Below are 16,250 nucleotides of genomic sequence, written 5' to 3'. Positions count from 1 at the left end.
CCAAGGCACTCATCGCGACCAGCCCCAAAATTTCGGCGATCCAGCCCACCGTGGCGAGTTCTCCGCAGAAAGTGGTCTGCACCGGCATGCTCGACACCGTGCGCCGGCAAGCGTTGGCGAGGTAGATCGTCCGCGAAAGTAATGGCACGTAGGCCTGCGCGGCTCCCGCTCAGCCTCCAACCGCACCGGATCTGTGTCCGGATACTCAACCTGGCGAACGGCCCGCCACCGCCCCGCTGCAACCGATGCCGCGGTGGTCTACCGATAACGCACTTCCGTTCATGAGCAGCAGCGCGCTGACGATCGTGACCGCCCTGACGAACACAGCACAGGAGAATCCCCTCTTCACGAACGACGCCGCGATTCACCATGCGGGTTTCCACCAGGTCGCACTCGCGCTGAAAGCAGACGCGCTGGTGATCGCTTTGGCCGCTCTAACGCCCGTAAGCCTGTCCCGCATTCGGGTGATGAGCGAACCCGATTACACGGGCATGCGACCATTTCACCCCTGTCGCCGTTGTCGACCCGGGCGCACCCCCAGTTAGAGGGCGAGCGGCATGTCGGCGTTGTCGACGAATTAAGCTCGAGTTGCTCTACTGAAATGAAGAAGCGATCATGCCCAAGCAGCAGCCGATTGCAGGCTGGTACGTAGACACGCGCAGCCCGAATATGCTGCGCTGGTGGGACGGCACCCGATGGACCGATTCAGTCACACCGATGCCGGGCATACCACCGTCCACGCCGCCGCCCGGTCAATCGGGGCCGCGCAATCTGAACAAGCCACGCGCGTCCTTGCGCAACGTGACCACGCGCAACAGGGTCACGTGGCGACCAACAGTCTCGACGTGGGCCGTCGGTCTCGTCTTGCTTCTCTTTCTCACCATTGCTGCACGAACGGGCGGCTTCTTTAGCTTTCTCATCATGCTCGCGCTCGTCGCGCTGATCACAGCGCTCTATGTGGCTTTCACGCGTCGCCCGTCCTGGGCCAATCTGCCACGTTCCCGAACGGCAGCCGTCGTAACAGCGACAGTCGCCTTCATCGTGCTCCTCATCGGATCGGGCGGCTACGGGGCCACGCACCCCACCGCCGACAACGCTGGCGCGATCATCGCGACGAACTCTGCAACTGCAACCCGCCACCCAGCGCTCACGGTCTCGAACTATATCGGCCAGCACAGCGACATAGTCCAGAGGCGACTTGCCAAAATGGGTTACCGCGTTGTCCTGAAAACCAACGACGGATCCGCCCCGACCGATCTCTCTGCGTGGCTGGTGAAATCCCAACTCCCTGCGCCTGGAACGGGCCTTTCCAAGGGCGACATCGTCACGCTGACCCTCGTACCGATTCCCAAACCAACGCCGACGCCCTCCATCCTCTTGACGGACCATGCCGGTCAGCTCGCTGAGCAAGCGCTTGCCGCCGTTGCCGCCCAAAAACTAGCCGCTGTTTTCGTCGACGGCAGCGGTGCACCCGTACAAGATGCAACGGGCTGGACCGTGATATCACAGAGCCCCGCCGCGGGCTCGATGTTGTTCGCCGCAGACACCGTGACCTTCACCGTGAAGGCGCCATACGTTGCGCCACCGCCCCCACCCGCACAGGCTCCGGCTCCTGCCCCTGCTCCAGCTCCAGCTCCCGCGCCAGCTTCGGGTCCGATCACGCCCGGCGCCTTCTGCCCCGACAGTCTCGTCGGTCAATCGGGAACAGCGGCAAACGGAAGAACCTATGTGTGCGGCGGCAAAGGTGCCGACGCCAACGGCCACTATCACTGGAACAGTTGACTCCACAAAGGGTTCGGATATTGTCAAGCCGCGGCCGCGCACATACTCCGCTTTCTTCCTCACATGCCTCTAACACCACCGTCACTGATGCCGCACTCGCCGCCACCGCCTCGTCACGCAGGCGAATCATCGCCAGCAACACCTGCGGCCCGGCGCGCGAGAAGTTATCCCCCGCCATACAATTCGTCGGCATTGCCAAAATCCACGGCAACCTTTACTGACGCCGCACCGCCTGATACTTCATGAACCGCACGATCTTCGCATCGGCCATCTGCCCCTTCAAGTCAAGGCCCGCGGATGCCTTCTCCTCTGGTTACAAGCGGCCACCCCAATAACCCGCCACCCTCACCGCGACTTTCGAAAGCCCTCTAGAGGAGCGGCAATCCGAAGCGATATTCCCAAAGTTGCCAGGCGGTCATTTGAGCAATTCACATGTGGAGTCGATAGCCGACCGCGTCGAGGCCTTCCGGAAAGAACTGGACGATCTACCAGAAAGTGACGTGCAGCAAACCGGCCAGCCGCTGAATCCGGCCCGTGTCGACCGTGGACTCGAGCTGGCGGCCCGGATGATGGTGCGTCGTATGCCGGCAGCGATCGCCGTGCATCTTGATAACGATGACGGTGTGGGCGACATCGATGCTGCGCGAGCTTCGTCGGCCGAGCACCGCATTAGTCGGCCCATTCTCCTGCTCGGGGTGGTCGAAGAAGCGATCTCCAGCGTGCTGCTGAACGGCCACGCTGCCGAGCTGGCCATGCGCATCACCTGTGACGGGCAGGATGGCATTGTTCTCACCGTCGACGGCAACGGTACGGGCCCGCCAGAACACGCGCCAACCCTCCACTGCCTCAGCCTGCTCTCGCAAACCATCCACGCGCTGGGGGGCGCAATCACACTCGCGCCCGGACCACTCAGCGGCGCCCGGCTGGCGACCACAGTCCGATTCTGCGCAACTGCGCACGACTAGATTCCGGCCCAAAGCGAACGTCAAGAACAAGCAGATGCTCCTTCACACCAAGCCCCGCGGATGCCTTCCCTGGCAACCCTCTACAGCCCGCGAATTATCACCGCTGCCTCCACGGTGCCCAGAGTGCTTCCCGCTCGCATGAGCCACTCATCGGACTTGCGCCGACGGTTCTGACACTCGCAACAATTGTGGCATTTAGTTGCACTGCCGAATATCGTGCTCCTGTGCAATCGAGACGTTGCGACTGAGATGAATGCCACATATTGGGTTGATATGTTGCAGTCTGTCTTGAATCCGACACGCGGCACGACCGCACCTACTCCCGCAACTCCCCGGCATGCTCCCGGTACCACTCAACGGTCCCCCGCAGCCCGTCCTCCAACCCGATCCGCGCTGTCCACCCCTCCCCCGCCAACTTCGACACATCCAACAACTTCTGCGGCGTCCCATCCGGCTTCGACACACCCCACAACGTCTCCCCCCGTAAACCCGACCACCCGCGCAACCGTCTCCTCAACCTCACGAATGGCCACATCCGTACCCGTACCCACATTCACCTGCTGCGGCCCGTCATAATGCCCCAACAGGTGCAAACACGCCGCAGCCATATCATCCACATGCAAAACCCCCGCCGCGGGCTCCCGGTCCCCCAATTCGTCACCGAGGCCGCCCCCGCAGTCACCGCCTCGTCATACCGGCGAATCAACGCCGGCAACACATGCGACCCGGTACGCGAGAAGTTATCCCCCGGACCATACAAAACCGTCGGCATCGCCGAAATCCACGGCAACCCACACTGCCGACGCACCGCCTGCACCTGCATGATCCCCGCGAACTTCGCAGCTATCTGAATCCCGCTGACGTTCGTCGGGTCGAAGGTCACGTGCCGCAGGTTCAATAGCGTGACGACCTCGAGCGCACCCGCCCGAATGTCTAAATCAAACCCAGCGGATGCCCTCCCTCGCCACCCAGAGAAGCGCTCGGCTTCCGGCCGAAACGAGTCTCCCGAAACGATCAAGGTGCCCTGGTTGCGCGCTAGAACGCGACTTCGATTGCCGGTGAGACAACGCTGCCGCAACCTTCAAACGCCAGGGCAGCCTTCGACAGCCCCGCGCCAAACGGGAATTCGACGGCGCAGAACACGGACGGCATCCTGAGGCTTGCCCGGTGCCCCGTCGAGGGACGGATCTCGTACAACGGCAAATGCATCGGCATCCCCCACCGCAGTGCATGGGAATCATCGACCTGCGATGAGTCGGTGTCTGCGTGGCAGTTCGGCCAACACCAACACCAGGCACACTGCCAACAGAATGCCGACCCATGAGAACACAGCGGCCGGCGTCGAGCCCGCACCAAGCGCGACAAAGAAAGAGATTACAACCCCTCCCGCCGCTCCCGCTGCGACCAGCGCCCCTGTGACGAGAGGAACGGAATTCCCGCTATCTATTCGGGTGAGCGCCCTACCAAGGAGCAACGCATAGACCGGTGCGATCGATACGATGGCGGCACCGACCAGGATGGCTGCAACTGGGCCATGCCCGACGATCGCTGCGCTAACCGCGAATGCTGCAGCGCCGAGCAACACAAGGACAAGGTAACGCTCTGGCGAAACCCCGCGCCGTAGCAGGCCAGCGCAAATGAACCGGCCAGCGGCAGCCAACACCCAAAAAGCCGAAGTTCCGAGGGCCGCCGATTCCACCGGGGAACCCAGGACGGTCTGCGGGAGCACGCTGGACCACCCTGATAAAACAGTTTCAGCACCAACGAAGACGAACACCGCGAATCCTAGGACTACTAATGTCGCTATTGGCATCCGTCGCCGGCCGGTCGCTGTCGAGCTAAGGGTTGCCTTTGGACACGGCACGCCAACCCACGCGATCACGACCCCCGTCAATGGGACTGTACAGAGAAGCACAACGGGAATCGTTTGAAAGAGCGGGGGGAAAGCGGCGATGAAAAGCGGGCTAAGTGCCGCAGCGACGGCAGAGGAACCGTTGAGCACCGCAAGGTGTCTTGAGGTTGATCGCGCCGCCAGCGATCGAGTCAGCGCCGTCGCACTGGTCTCCACGAGACCGTATCCGAGGCCATTCAGCGCACATGCGACGAAGAACATCATCGGCGTGACACTCGCGGCTAGAAAGGCAAGGCCAACGAACAGAAGGAGAAGACCTGTAATCAGGAATCTCCGCTCATGTCGCCGGGTCACGGCAACGACTACGACACCGACGAACAGTCCCAGAAACAGCGCGGAGATTGCCTGCAATAATTGGTCGGAATCGGTATGCATTCGAAGCGCTGAACCGGGGATTGTCGCCGGAATTGTCGCCCCAACCACGCCCATCGCGAAGAACGCGACCACGAGCGACGCGCGATGCAGGCGCATTGTCGGAACACTAGCCGTGTCTGCCATTATCGCCAAGACATAGTTGCATCGCCGAACAGGTCGCGAATGTGACGATAAGGTTTGCCTGTTGCTTGCGTCATTCTGAGCCCACATGCCCGAATAGCCGAGGCGCGAACAGCACGGTGTGACCTTCGGAGCCCACAGACTCGGCGCGCCCGCCCACGCTCCCGCCTCATCACGATGCGTTGGCTCGGGGTGGCGGTCAGATCATTGCTTACGCAGACCGCCTCGCACAACCCGCACCCGACACCGCGGTCAGACTCGGACTCGACGGTCGGAGTCAGCACAAGGTTCGGTACGGGCCCGTCAGAATCTTCCGTGAGTAGAAACCGCGTCCCACGGGCCATCCCGCTGGAGTTGGAGGCGCTTGTGCCCTCAAGCGTGCAAGCGATCCCGCTCGCGGGATCCGACCCGAGCTCGTGTATGCGACGGGCAGGCCGAATGCTGACCCGCCGAACCGTCGCCCCCGACCGGAAGCTCATCGGAACGCGTAGCTCTGCCGTCAGGCCGACGAGGTCGACCAGGCGGTCGTGATCGGCCACCACCTTCACGCCCAGAGACGCCATCAGGTGGCCAGACCCATCGTGTGCCATCGCCAACGCCGTCGAGCGTTCGAGCTCGTACAATGCAAGACTGAGCGCCTCGAGTGGTTGGATGCGGGCAGATAGTCTGGCCCCCGAATCCTCGTCCAAAATCCTCAATTGACCGCGAGTTCGCGCCCAGGGATCGCGGCGATGAGCTGACGGGTGTATTCCTCACGCGGAGCTTGGAAGATCGCGTCGGGCTCACCACTCTCGACCACTTTGCCGGCGCGCATAACGTAGACGCGATGCGACACGAGTCGCACGACCGCCAGATCGTGACTGATAAAGAGGTAGGAGAGGCCAAGTTCACTCTGAAGCGAGACCATCAAGTCCAGTATCTGCTCCTGAACGAGGACGTCTAACGCACTCACCGCCTCATCCATGACGACGAGTTCGGGGTTCAGCGCAAGCGCGCGCGCGATTGCAATGCGCTGACGTTGTCCACCGGAAAGTTCGTGGGGATATCGTTCGGCGAAGGACGCTGGTATTGCAACCTTGTCAAGCAGGCCGTCAACGGCTTTGTTCCGACTGGTCGGGTTACCAATCTTATGGACGCGCAGCGGCTCCTCGACGGCCTGTCTGATTGTGTAGCGCGGATCGAGCGAAGCATACGGGTTCTGGAATACCGGCTGTATTGAGCGCCGGAATTCAAGAAGCTCTCGGCCAGACAGCTTGGCCACGTTGTGTCCGCGGAATTTGATAGTCCCGCCGTCCGCCTCCTCCAATTTGAGAGCGAGTCTGGCCGTCGTCGACTTGCCTGAACCGGATTCGCCAACAATCGCTACCGTTTCACCCCGTCCGATCTTCAGACTGACTCCATCGACGGCCAGGAAAGGCTCACGGGCACCCCGGATCCGATACTTCTTCACCGCATTGGTGACCTCTATGATCATCTGAGGTTCGGCTGCGTCACCGCCCTGGTCGAATGTGGGCGCGACCTTGGCAGTGGCCATGCCGGGTGCTGCAGCGAGCAAGCGCCGGGTGTACTCGTGCTGCGGATTCGCGACGAGTTCGGCCGCAAAGCCGGTTTCGACGATCTCGCCACGATACATCACTGCAACACGGTCCGCGCGTTCCGCAGCCAGCGCCAGATCGTGGGTAATGAGCAGCACTCCCGCTCCCAGTTCAGACGCCAGCTCTCCCATCTGATCAAGAACCAGTCGCTGAACGGTCACGTCGAGCGCCGAGGTCGGCTCATCTGCCAAGAGCACTTCAGGGCGGCACGCCAGCGCCATCGCAATCAGAACACGCTGACGCATGCCACCGGAGAACTCGTGAGGATGTTGATTGAAGCGCGCGGCCGCCTCGGCAATTCCTGCGCGTTGAAGCAGCCGGATCGCCTCCTGTTTGGCGGCACCGCCTCTGGCTCGGTCGTGAACTTGGAGGGCTTCGACAATCTGCGCGCCGATCTTCATCACAGGATTCAGGCTCGTCATAGGGTCCTGTGGCACGAGGCCGACCCGATTCCCGCGGATCGAAATTATCGCCCTCTCGTTCGCCGCGGTGATGTCCATATCGCCGAGCATGATTGTGCCTGAGACGATTCGCCCGTTATCCGCGAGGAGCCGATTGACGCAGGCGACCAGCGTGGACTTCCCAGAGCCGGACTCGCCAACAATCGCGACGGTCTCACCAGCGGCAAGGTCAAGACTGACATTTCGTACGGCCTCAACTTCTCCCCGTGATGTGGTAAACGCAACCGAAAGATCCCGGATGGTCAGAACGAGCTTTGAAGCCGAATCTAGATTGTTGGCGTTCATACGTCCTCGGGCAATGTCGTGGCACGGGTGGGTTCGGTCCGGAGCGCATCAGCTGCGGTGGCCAACAGGATCTTCTGAATGTGGTCGACTGTAACGAGCTGAGGTAATGGTGTCAGCGGCCCGTGGCGCGAAAGCTGGCCCACAGTGCCGTACAAGCGCATCACACCTCCGGCGACCACGACCTCCTTCTCCAGGGCGAAGCCGAAGCATGCTCCCGTGAAACCACCGTGGTGAAGGATTGTGATTGGGTCCCCATCAACGTTTACGGTCGTACATCTGAATCCGACGGCTTGGTCCGAGCGAAGCGAAGTCGACTCAGCGAATGCGTGGACCACACGGCGTGGGATAAAGTTGCCCCCGCGAATTGCGGCACCAAGGGCGAGTAAGTCGTCCACTGTTGAGAACAGGCCAGCGTGTCCCGAAACACCGCCGAGTGCGTGCGCGGTGTTTCCGTCGTTCACTTCTCCGCGCAACGGATGACCACGCCAGCCGAGGAATTCGTCTGCAACGAACGGTACCGGATACGGAATCCCGGTTTCCACCATCCTCTGCTCATAGACATCGCTGTCCGCACTGGTCACGGCGGTGTCTGCGGCAACGGGGCCGTATGTACTTGTCAAGCCAATTGGTTCCGCGACGAGAATACGATATGCATCCGCCAGGCAGTGCGTGGTGACCCGCTCGACCACCGCTCCTGCGAGCATCAGGCCCAAGTCAGAGTATGACCACGCGTCTCCCGGTTGTGCCGCGAGCGAAAGCCGTTGCACCCGCTCGATCGTCTCTTCGCGCTGCGTGCTCTCGAGGTACAGCGGCCACCACTGCCGCATGCCAGCGGTGTGCGTGAGTAGTTGCCTGACGGTAATCGCCTCTTTGCCGTCGCCGGAGAACAACGGCAAGAATGAGCGCACAGTGTCATCCAGGCGAATCTGGCGCTCAGCGATCAGGCGCATCACCGCGACAGTTGTCGACGCGACTTTGGTCACGGACGCCAAGTCAAGACGCAGTCCACGTCTCATCGGCACCCCAGGAGAATTCTGGCTGGGAAGCACAGCCCATCCGAACGACTCGACTGACGTGCCCTGGGATGTACCGACGCCGAGGATGGCGTTAGCGGGGGGCGCGGGTGACGCGTTGATCAAGCGCTCCAGGTGCTCAGCTAGATTACGCACGGTCGGGCAACTCTCCAGCTTCGAACCGAACCCGGGGCCACCGGTCCAGCGCACTCCACATGGGCGCCGACCGCACGGGCGAAGGCGTCACGCTGCCAAGGACGCGCGGACCGCTTGCTCCGGTGCAGCTTGGGACGTTTGCTGACAGCCCGTGTGCCGTGGCCCAGCCGATCAGCGCGAACGCTACAGCCTCCTTGCCGTCTGATGAGACGCCGAGATCGTCACTGGGCAGTACCTCCACGTGCGGCAGAAGGTTGACAATCCGATCGATCAGCGTCGGGTTTCGCACTCCGCCTCCAGAGACCACGAGCACCTTGACATGCGCAGCCTGCACTGCGTCGGCCACGGTGCGAGCGGTGAGTTCCGTAACCGTGGCGACGAGATCGCTGAATGAAAGTTCCACCTGTGCTTGGGCGACTTTCGACTTGAGGTACTCGAGGTGGAACAGTTCCTTTCCTGAACTCTTCGGCGCAGGCAGCGCATAGAACGGTTCATCCAGCAGAACGCCCAGGAGTGCGGGATGGACTGCACCTGAGGCGGCCAGGGCGCCGTCACGATCAAACGTGTCTGTCGTCGCTGTTGACGCGGTGACAACGGCGTCGATAAGCGCGTTGGCTGGGCCGATATCCCATGCCCTGGGATCGGCGTCCGGCGCACATACTGTGATGTTGGCGATCCCGCCTAGATTGAGCGCGGCAGCGCTCATACCATGGCTCAGGTACGGGGAAAGCAGGATCTGATCGAGGATCGGGACCAAAGGTGCACCTTGCCCGCCTGCTGCGATGTCAGCAGCTCTGACGTTCGAGACGACAGGCAGTTGTGTTTTCTCAGCAATCCAAGCTGGCTGTCCAAGTTGTAGAGTCCCGCGGGCACGGCCCTCCTCAACCCAGTGAAACACTGTCTGTCCGTGGGAGCAGACTAGGTCGACTGCGGCTACGGGCGCGGCAGCGGAATGACGCCGTAATGCGGCTGCGGCAGCTTCTGCGAAGGCTTGGCCGATAACTGTGTCCAGCTCACAGGTTACTTCGAAGCCCACCGTGGCAGGGGGCAGGGAACGGAGCAGGCGTGCGCGCAGTTCGGGCGAGTAAGAAGTGGTCGCGGTGTACTCAATGCGAGCAACTACATCGCCACCGGTCTCGGAAAAGTCGACCACTGCGACATCGATGCCGTCGTGCGATGTGCCGGAGATCATCCCGAGGACGCGCATCAGACCCTCCCCGTTCCGGGGACCGAATCGACGACTTTGCGCAACACGCCGCCGACTGCGGCCAGCGCCGATTGTGCGTCGGACACGCTCAGACCGGTGACGATCGTTGCGATTGCCAGTTTCGCGTTCCAGTCTGCAGCATCGAGCGCTGTGCGGGCTGACACTTCATCCGCCCCGGTTGCGAGGGTAACGATGCGAATTGCACGTCGGATCAGCTTAGCGTTGGTCGCTTTTACATCGACCATGAGCGTCCGGTAGGTCTTGCCAAGTCGGATCATGCTGATCGTCGAGAACATGTTCAACACCATTTTGGTGGCGGTACCCGCCCCGAGACGGGTTGAACCAGTAACAATTTCCGGGCCAACCGCTATTTCGATGCCGTAGCGCGCGACAGCCGAAACTGGTGTGTCGGTGTTGCATGAAAGCCCGACTGACAGCGATTCCCGCTCATTCGCAAGCTTCAAAGCGCCAAGGACATAAGGAGTCCTCCCGCTCGATGCTATCCCGACAACGGTGTCGAGCGGCCCGACGCCGAGCCTGTCCAGATCGGCCCGGCCTGCGTCTTCACTATCCTCGGCCGACTCGACCGAGCTCACGAGCGCCAGCGGGCCACCGGCAATCAGCCCCAGCACAATGTTCCCGTCCGTCCCGAAGGTCGGCGGAATCTCTGACGCATCGAGCACACCCAGGCGCCCCGATGTACCGGCACCAACATAGATAAGCCGCCCCCCTGCCCGGATCCGCTCGGATGTCGCCTCGATTGCAACAACAATCACCGACAGCGCCTCGCGCACGGCGCCGGCGATCGCCGCATCTCTGCGATTCATCATCGTGACGAGCTCTCCAACTGACAGTTCGTCGAGCATAAGTTCATCGTCAGCCACAGCCTCGGTCAACAGGTCATCGAGCGCGGCGTCTGGAGCGTTGTTAGCCACTAATGGCCTCCGGTCTTTGGGTCGAGTGCGGCGCGCAATCCGTCGCCGAGAAGGTTTAGCCCGATCACGGCGCAGATCAGCGCGGCGCCCGGGAAGAGCAGCATCCACGGTGCGACGCTCGAAAGTGCCTGCGCCTCGTAGACCATGCCGCCGAGCGATGCTGCGGGTGGAGGTGTGCCGAATCCGAGAAAACTCAGCGCCGCTTCGGTGAGGATCGCCCAGGACAGCGAAAGTGTCACCTGGACCACGAGGATGCTCCGCATGTTCGGAAGAACATGCTCGAACAACGTTGATAATCGCCGCCTGCCGATGGCCGTAGACGCGATCACGTATTCTGCGGAACGTAGTGTGAGCACAGGACCTCGAGCTACACGCGCGAAGATCGGCATATAGACAATTGCGATCGCGATCGCAACGGTCAACCAGCTGCGTTGCAGGGCCGCGGCCAAGGCCAATGCCAGCAGCAAAGACGGGAAAGCGAACAGCACGTTCGTGACAACGCCTACGATGCGATCTGTGACACCAAGGTAGAAGCCGGCGACGACGCCCAAGAACGTGCCGACGACACCCGCGGCGGCAACAGAGACGATCGCGATTAGAAGCGAGTTAGACAAACCGGATGCGACCCGCGACAGCGTGTCACGACCGAATTGGTCCGTGCCAAACCAGTGTGCAGCAGACGGTGGCTCCAGCGACTCTGCGATATTCTGGTGCGCCGGATCATACGGCGTTAGACCAAACACTGCCATGAGCGCCAGCACGATCACAATGAGCATCAGGACAAGTCCTGCGATCCCGGGCACCGAGCGGAAGGCTGTCGCCCAAACATGGGAACGCCTGCTCGTGTCGATCGCCACCTCGGGCACGTTGCTCATTTCGACACCGGCACTCATCGGGCACGCACCCTTGGGTCGACTAAACGATAAACGAGGTCGGTGAGGAAATTCACCAGCACGAACAGTGCCGCAATGATGAGAACGGTGCTCTGCACCACGGCGTACTCCTTCTGGTTGAGCCCCAGGAGAACTTGTCGTCCGATCCCTGGAATGGCAAAGATCTGCTCGACGACGACGGCGCCCCCGAGCAAGAACCCGAACTGGAGGCCAGTCATGGTCACAACCGGAATGAGTGCGTTGCGGAGAATGTGGCGCACTCGAAGCCGCCGTTCGGGAACCCCCTTGGCACGCGCGGTCCGAATGAAGTCCTCTGATCGAATAGCGAGGATAGCTGTCCGCGTCGTTTGGAGCACCGGCGGTGCGATGCTGATGCCGAGTACCAGCGATGGGATAAGCATCTGTTGAAGATTCAGTGCGGGGTCCTGCAGAAAGGTCTGGTAGCCCGCACCGTTCGGGAACCATCCGAAGGCGTTAGTGAGCCATGTAGCCAGAAGCGTCGCGAGGAGGAAAGACGGAACGGAGAGTGCGACGAGACTGCCGAACTGCGTCAAGTTGTCGCCAAACTTCCCAGGCCGATTCGCCGCGAAAACTCCACCGGGAACGCCGAGTGCGAACCCAATGACTATGGAGAAGATGGCCAGTTCAATAGTGTTCGGCAGCGCTTGCGCCGTCATCTGCGCGACAGTCAGGTTCGAAGTTGTCGAGATGCCGAGATTGCCGGTAAGGATCCCGCCGAGCCAGTTGAAATATTGAACAATCAGCGGCTTGTCGAGGCCGTAAAAGGCCTCGAGGGAATGAATCTGCGAGGCAGACAGATCGCCGGCAGCCGTGCCGTATGCCGCCGTGATCTGGTTCCCGGGCACGACGCGAAGCACAATGAAAGTAAGGACGGACACACCGATCAGGGTCAGCAGCGCCTCACCGAAGCGTCGGGTGACGGGATGGCGAACTATCGCCGCGAGTTGTGTCATGAGATCTTCAGTGATGATGGTGGGGTGGGCAGGGCGCCCACCCCACCTGTGCGGTCAGGAGATGGTTGCCTGCCAAAGCATGCTGAGTTCTGCATCCGGACGAGCGGCAAAACCATTCACCCCGGAACTCATCACAATGTATTCCTTCGGGGTAAACAGCCAGATCCATGCGGCGTTGTCGACCAGCTGACTTGACACCTCTTTATAGATGGCTTGGCGCTTCGATACATCCGTCGTCGCGATCCCCTCTGCGAACAAATTGTCGAGTTCAGCGGAACTGTAGCCGGCAACCTTGTTGTACGTGCCAGTCGACGTGAAATAGCGCGCGTACATCGTATTCGGATCAGCATTGCCGCTGTTCTGTGCGATGGCGGCATCGAAATCGCCGGCGAGCCACTTGGTGACGTAGGTGTTCGAATCGAGCGTCTGCACGTTTACCTTGATGCCAACCTTGCCAAGTTGCGCCTGTACCGCCTGCGCCTCATCCACAGCTGTGGAGTATAGACCCTGCGATGTCATCACGTTTAGCGTGAATCCATTAGGTGTGCCGGCCTTCGCGAGGTAATCCTTCGCCTTCGCAAGGTCCTGCTTCGGACAAGGCTGCGCATTGATATCAGACTTGAACAACGGGGACGTGATTGGACCAGTCACTTGACCAGCACCCAGGGCCGCCGAGTCGATGACGTCCTGGCGGGAGATGGCGCACTGGATTGCCAGGCGGGTGTTGACGTTGGACAGCACAGGCGAAGCGGCACGCAGCTGTAGGACGTGATATTGAAGCGACCCTGCCTGCTCGGTCTTCGTCTTGCTTGAGGCCGCCGTCTTCGCTGTGACCGGGTTGTCGAAAACTGCAATATTGACCGAACCTGTCTTAAGCGCGGACACCATCGACTGATCGTCGGGGATGATGCGGAAGGTGAGCTTTGCTGCGCCAGGCGTGCCTGCATAGTAGCTCGAATTACGTGCGAGGTTGATCGATTCATTGGGCACACGGTTTACGAACTTGTATGGTCCGGACCCGACCGGGGTGGTCTGCAGGCTTTCAACAGATACGTCTGACGGGACAATGCCTGTGTTCACGGCTGTCAGGCCCGCGGGGAACGACGCGTCCGGCTTCTTGAGGTGTACGACGACAGTGTCGGGTGACGGCGCATCCACTGACGCGACGGAGGCGAAGTAAGAGCCGGAACTAGCTTTGGATGCCGGATCCATGATCTTGTCGTACGTGTACTTGACGTCAGCCGAGTCTAGAGCTGATCCGTTCGTGAATTTGAGCCCACTCTTCAGAGTGAATGTATAAATGAGGCCGTCGGCCGACACTTTCGGGAGCGCCGCCAGGCCGGCGGCGGGTTCTGCGTTCGCGTCTTTGTTCAGCAGTGGACTGTAAATCTGCGACAGCACCTGCAGGGACTGCTCCGAGGTTGTCGTCCAGGGGATCATCTGAGTCGGGTCCGCGGTGATACCGAACACGAGTGTCGCGTTGGAGTTCGCGGACGACTTTGGGGGATTGCTGCTGCCGCTACATCCGGCGAGCAGCATGGATGCCGTAGCAACCGCGGCGCCGACTATGAGTGCTCGGCGTAGGGAACGGGTGACCGTCATTAGTGGCCTCCTAGGTAGGTGTTGCGTCTGCTGTGAGCGGCAACGCCGGCGGCGTTGCCGGGGAGTGCACAAAGGCAACAATATCCCTTTTTGATGCCAATGTTGTAAATTATTCTCCAACGATGTTAGAGCCCAGGAGCGACTGCAGGTTTCGATCGCACCAGGCCGCCAAATATGAGGCGGAATAGCGTCACATCACGAGGTCGCGCAACGTCGCGCGCGGCATTGATTTATCCACAAGGCAAGAGGGGAAGGCAAATGACAGACGATATCTTGGTCCGGTTGCGTCAAGCGCTGCCGACACTGCGCCGCAGCGAACGGCTCATCGCCCAAGCCGCACTTGCAGAGCCGGCAACCGTATCGGAGCTGAGCATTACCGAACTGGCAGCGCGGTGCGGAACCTCGGCCACGACCGCCGCGCGATTCTGTCGTAACGTCGGATTCGAAGGTTACAGGAGCTTTTGCCTCGCATTGGCCCGCGCCGCAGTCAACGAGAGCGGGCGCCGCCTGGAGTTCGGTGTGTCGGAAGGGGACATCGAATTGGGCGACTCTACGAGCGAGGTCGTCCGTAAGCTAGCTTTCCAGGAGGCTCGCGCGGTCGAAGAGACGGCACAGCTGCTGGATCTAGCCGAAGCAGACCGCGTCGTGAGCGCCATAGCCCAGGCGCCGGCAATCGACGTGTACGGCTCGGCGTCGAGCGGTCTTGCTGCGCAAGACCTCAGTCAGAAGCTGCGCCGCATCGGCTACTACGCCAGCGCATGGACCGACCCACACTTGGCACTCACCAGCGCCGCTGTGCTGCGCCCAGGATCAGTCGCGATCGCATTCTCGCACTCCGGCGAAACAGAGGAAGCATTATCGGCGATCGCAACGGCGCAACGGGCCGGCGCATTTACGGTCGCAGTCACGAACTTCCCGGAGTCTTCATTGGCTCAGATGTCAACTGCCGTCCTCGCGACGGCTTCGCGCGAAACGCGATTCCGTTACGGAGCGATGTCGAGCCGTATGGCACAGTTGATGATCGTCGACGTGATCTTCATCGGAGTTGCTCAACGGGACCCCGATGCCGTAACGGCCTCCCTGGCCGCAACTCTGCGCGCCGTCGAAAATCGCCGGCGCCCGGCCACCAGCGGAGCGAGCTGAGCAATCACAGCTCTTTGGTCATCCCGACCTGCGGTTCGCTCCATTCAGCCAAAGTCGTACAGCGCCCGTCGAGCGTCCAGCCGAGATTGCTATAGAACGCTTGCGACGGACTGTTCTGCTCGAAAACCCAGAGCTGAGCGCGCTCAGCTCCAAGACGTCGGAGTTCGTCTTCACCGCCAGTGAGCAGAAGTCGACCAAGCCCGCCGCCCTGAACGAACGGAGAGACGTACAGCGAACTCACGTACCCCAGGCTTGGGCTCACGAGACGAAACCCCACGAACCCGACGACCTGGCTATTATCCACTGCTGCCAGATAGGTATCCGTCCCCGCCGTCAACGCTGTCCTCCACAGGTCGTTGGCCCGCTCCGACGTCATGCTTTCAAGCAGTGTTGTGGGCATGGTCTTCGCATAGCTAACGCGCCAGCAGTCAAGGAAAACGGCGCGAAAAGCTTCGGCATCGTCAGGACCGGCAAGCCTTACTGTAGCCACGCTCTCTCCGCTCATGATCGTTCTCAGGTACAGCGTAACGACGTCTACGATTCCAATCACACCGTCGGTGGAAATGGCGTATGAGATTGGCATCTCGATCCGGCGATCAACGCCGTCCACGCATCCGACCCGGTCAGCGAGAAGTTGTTGCCCGGACCATGCAAATTCGTCGGCATCGCCGAAATCCAAGACAATCCGTTCTGCCTATGCGCGCATCCACCTGCATGATCCCCGCGTTCTTCGAACAATTGCAGATGAACACAGGAACAGCACCCGCGACCCCCAACATCCAGGTCAAGTTCCGCGGATGCCCCTCCCGCGGGCCGCAAGAACCTCCAGGCT

Annotated in this window: 13 protein-coding genes and 2 pseudogenes; 4 read left to right on the top strand and 11 right to left on the bottom strand. The window is 61.1% G+C overall.

The annotated features are described in order from the left end of the window. The first annotated feature begins 281 nt into the window (after positions 1-281). From QU604_RS05980 to QU604_RS05970, 3 genes are all read left to right on the top strand, one after another. Complete coding sequence (locus tag QU604_RS05980; RefSeq protein WP_308467897.1) at positions 282-545, top strand: aromatic amino acid lyase; 264 nt, start codon at positions 282-284, stop codon at positions 543-545. A 70-nt stretch (positions 546-615) separates the two neighbouring features. Further along, a complete protein-coding gene (locus QU604_RS05975) occupies positions 616-1,782 on the top strand; it encodes a PASTA domain-containing protein (RefSeq protein WP_308467896.1) in 1,167 nt (388 codons plus the stop codon). A 419-nt stretch (positions 1,783-2,201) separates the two neighbouring features. After that, entirely contained in the window at positions 2,202-2,747 is a 546-nt protein-coding gene (locus QU604_RS05970) for a hypothetical protein (RefSeq protein WP_308467895.1), read from the top strand. Between the two features lie 316 nt (positions 2,748-3,063). Here the strand turns inward: QU604_RS05970 and QU604_RS05965 are convergent. From QU604_RS05965 to QU604_RS05925, 9 genes and pseudogenes are all read right to left on the bottom strand, one after another. After that, a pseudogene (locus QU604_RS05965) lies at positions 3,064-3,621 on the bottom strand (NAD-dependent epimerase/dehydratase family protein); the annotation flags it as partial. 363 nt (positions 3,622-3,984) lie between these two features. Further along, the gene (locus QU604_RS05960; RefSeq protein WP_308467894.1) at positions 3,985-5,130 is read right to left on the bottom strand and encodes an MFS transporter; all 1,146 of its coding nucleotides are present in this window, start codon (positions 5,128-5,130) and stop codon (positions 3,985-3,987) included. Between the two features lie 718 nt (positions 5,131-5,848). After that, positions 5,849-7,495, bottom strand: a complete 1,647-nt coding sequence (locus QU604_RS05955; protein WP_308467893.1) for a dipeptide ABC transporter ATP-binding protein — start codon at positions 7,493-7,495, stop codon at positions 5,849-5,851. Next, complete coding sequence (locus tag QU604_RS05950) at positions 7,492-8,544, bottom strand: serine hydrolase domain-containing protein (RefSeq protein ID WP_308468851.1); 1,053 nt, start codon at positions 8,542-8,544, stop codon at positions 7,492-7,494. The genes QU604_RS05955 and QU604_RS05950 overlap by 4 nt, the downstream gene beginning before the upstream one ends. Before the next feature lie 112 nt (positions 8,545-8,656). Beyond that, positions 8,657-9,871, bottom strand: coding sequence for an anhydro-N-acetylmuramic acid kinase (locus QU604_RS05945; RefSeq protein WP_308467892.1), 1,215 nt, complete (start codon positions 9,869-9,871; stop codon positions 8,657-8,659). Beyond that, the gene (gene murQ, locus QU604_RS05940) at positions 9,871-10,806 is read right to left on the bottom strand and encodes an N-acetylmuramic acid 6-phosphate etherase (RefSeq protein ID WP_308467891.1); all 936 of its coding nucleotides are present in this window, start codon (positions 10,804-10,806) and stop codon (positions 9,871-9,873) included. Before murQ ends, QU604_RS05945 begins: the two co-directional genes overlap by 1 nt. Further along, the gene (locus QU604_RS05935) at positions 10,806-11,699 is read right to left on the bottom strand and encodes an ABC transporter permease (RefSeq protein WP_308467890.1); all 894 of its coding nucleotides are present in this window, start codon (positions 11,697-11,699) and stop codon (positions 10,806-10,808) included. The genes murQ and QU604_RS05935 overlap by 1 nt, the downstream gene beginning before the upstream one ends. Next, the gene (locus QU604_RS05930; RefSeq protein WP_308467889.1) at positions 11,696-12,673 is read right to left on the bottom strand and encodes an ABC transporter permease; all 978 of its coding nucleotides are present in this window, start codon (positions 12,671-12,673) and stop codon (positions 11,696-11,698) included. The genes QU604_RS05935 and QU604_RS05930 overlap by 4 nt, the downstream gene beginning before the upstream one ends. A 54-nt stretch (positions 12,674-12,727) precedes the next feature. Then, the gene (locus QU604_RS05925; protein ID WP_308467888.1) at positions 12,728-14,275 is read right to left on the bottom strand and encodes an ABC transporter substrate-binding protein; all 1,548 of its coding nucleotides are present in this window, start codon (positions 14,273-14,275) and stop codon (positions 12,728-12,730) included. A gap of 258 nt (positions 14,276-14,533) precedes the next feature. Between QU604_RS05925 and QU604_RS05920 the strand changes: the two genes are divergently transcribed. Next, positions 14,534-15,418, top strand: a complete 885-nt coding sequence (locus tag QU604_RS05920; protein ID WP_308467887.1) for a MurR/RpiR family transcriptional regulator — start codon at positions 14,534-14,536, stop codon at positions 15,416-15,418. Positions 15,419-15,422: 4 nt separating this feature from the next. Here the strand turns inward: QU604_RS05920 and QU604_RS05915 are convergent, their stop codons facing one another. Next, positions 15,423-15,794, bottom strand: coding sequence for a GNAT family N-acetyltransferase (locus QU604_RS05915; protein ID WP_308468850.1), 372 nt, complete (start codon positions 15,792-15,794; stop codon positions 15,423-15,425). Positions 15,795-16,012: 218 nt separating this feature from the next. After that, positions 16,013-16,152 (bottom strand): annotated as a pseudogene (locus tag QU604_RS05910) (GDP-L-fucose synthase); the annotation flags it as partial. Positions 16,153-16,250 lie beyond the last annotated feature (98 nt).

This window comes from Rathayibacter sp. SW19 (assembly GCF_030866825.1).
Lineage (GTDB): Bacteria > Actinomycetota > Actinomycetes > Actinomycetales > Microbacteriaceae > Rathayibacter_A > Rathayibacter_A soli.
The sequence above is the reverse complement of the archived record's forward strand: the minus strand, read 5'-3'. Positions and strand labels throughout refer to the sequence as shown.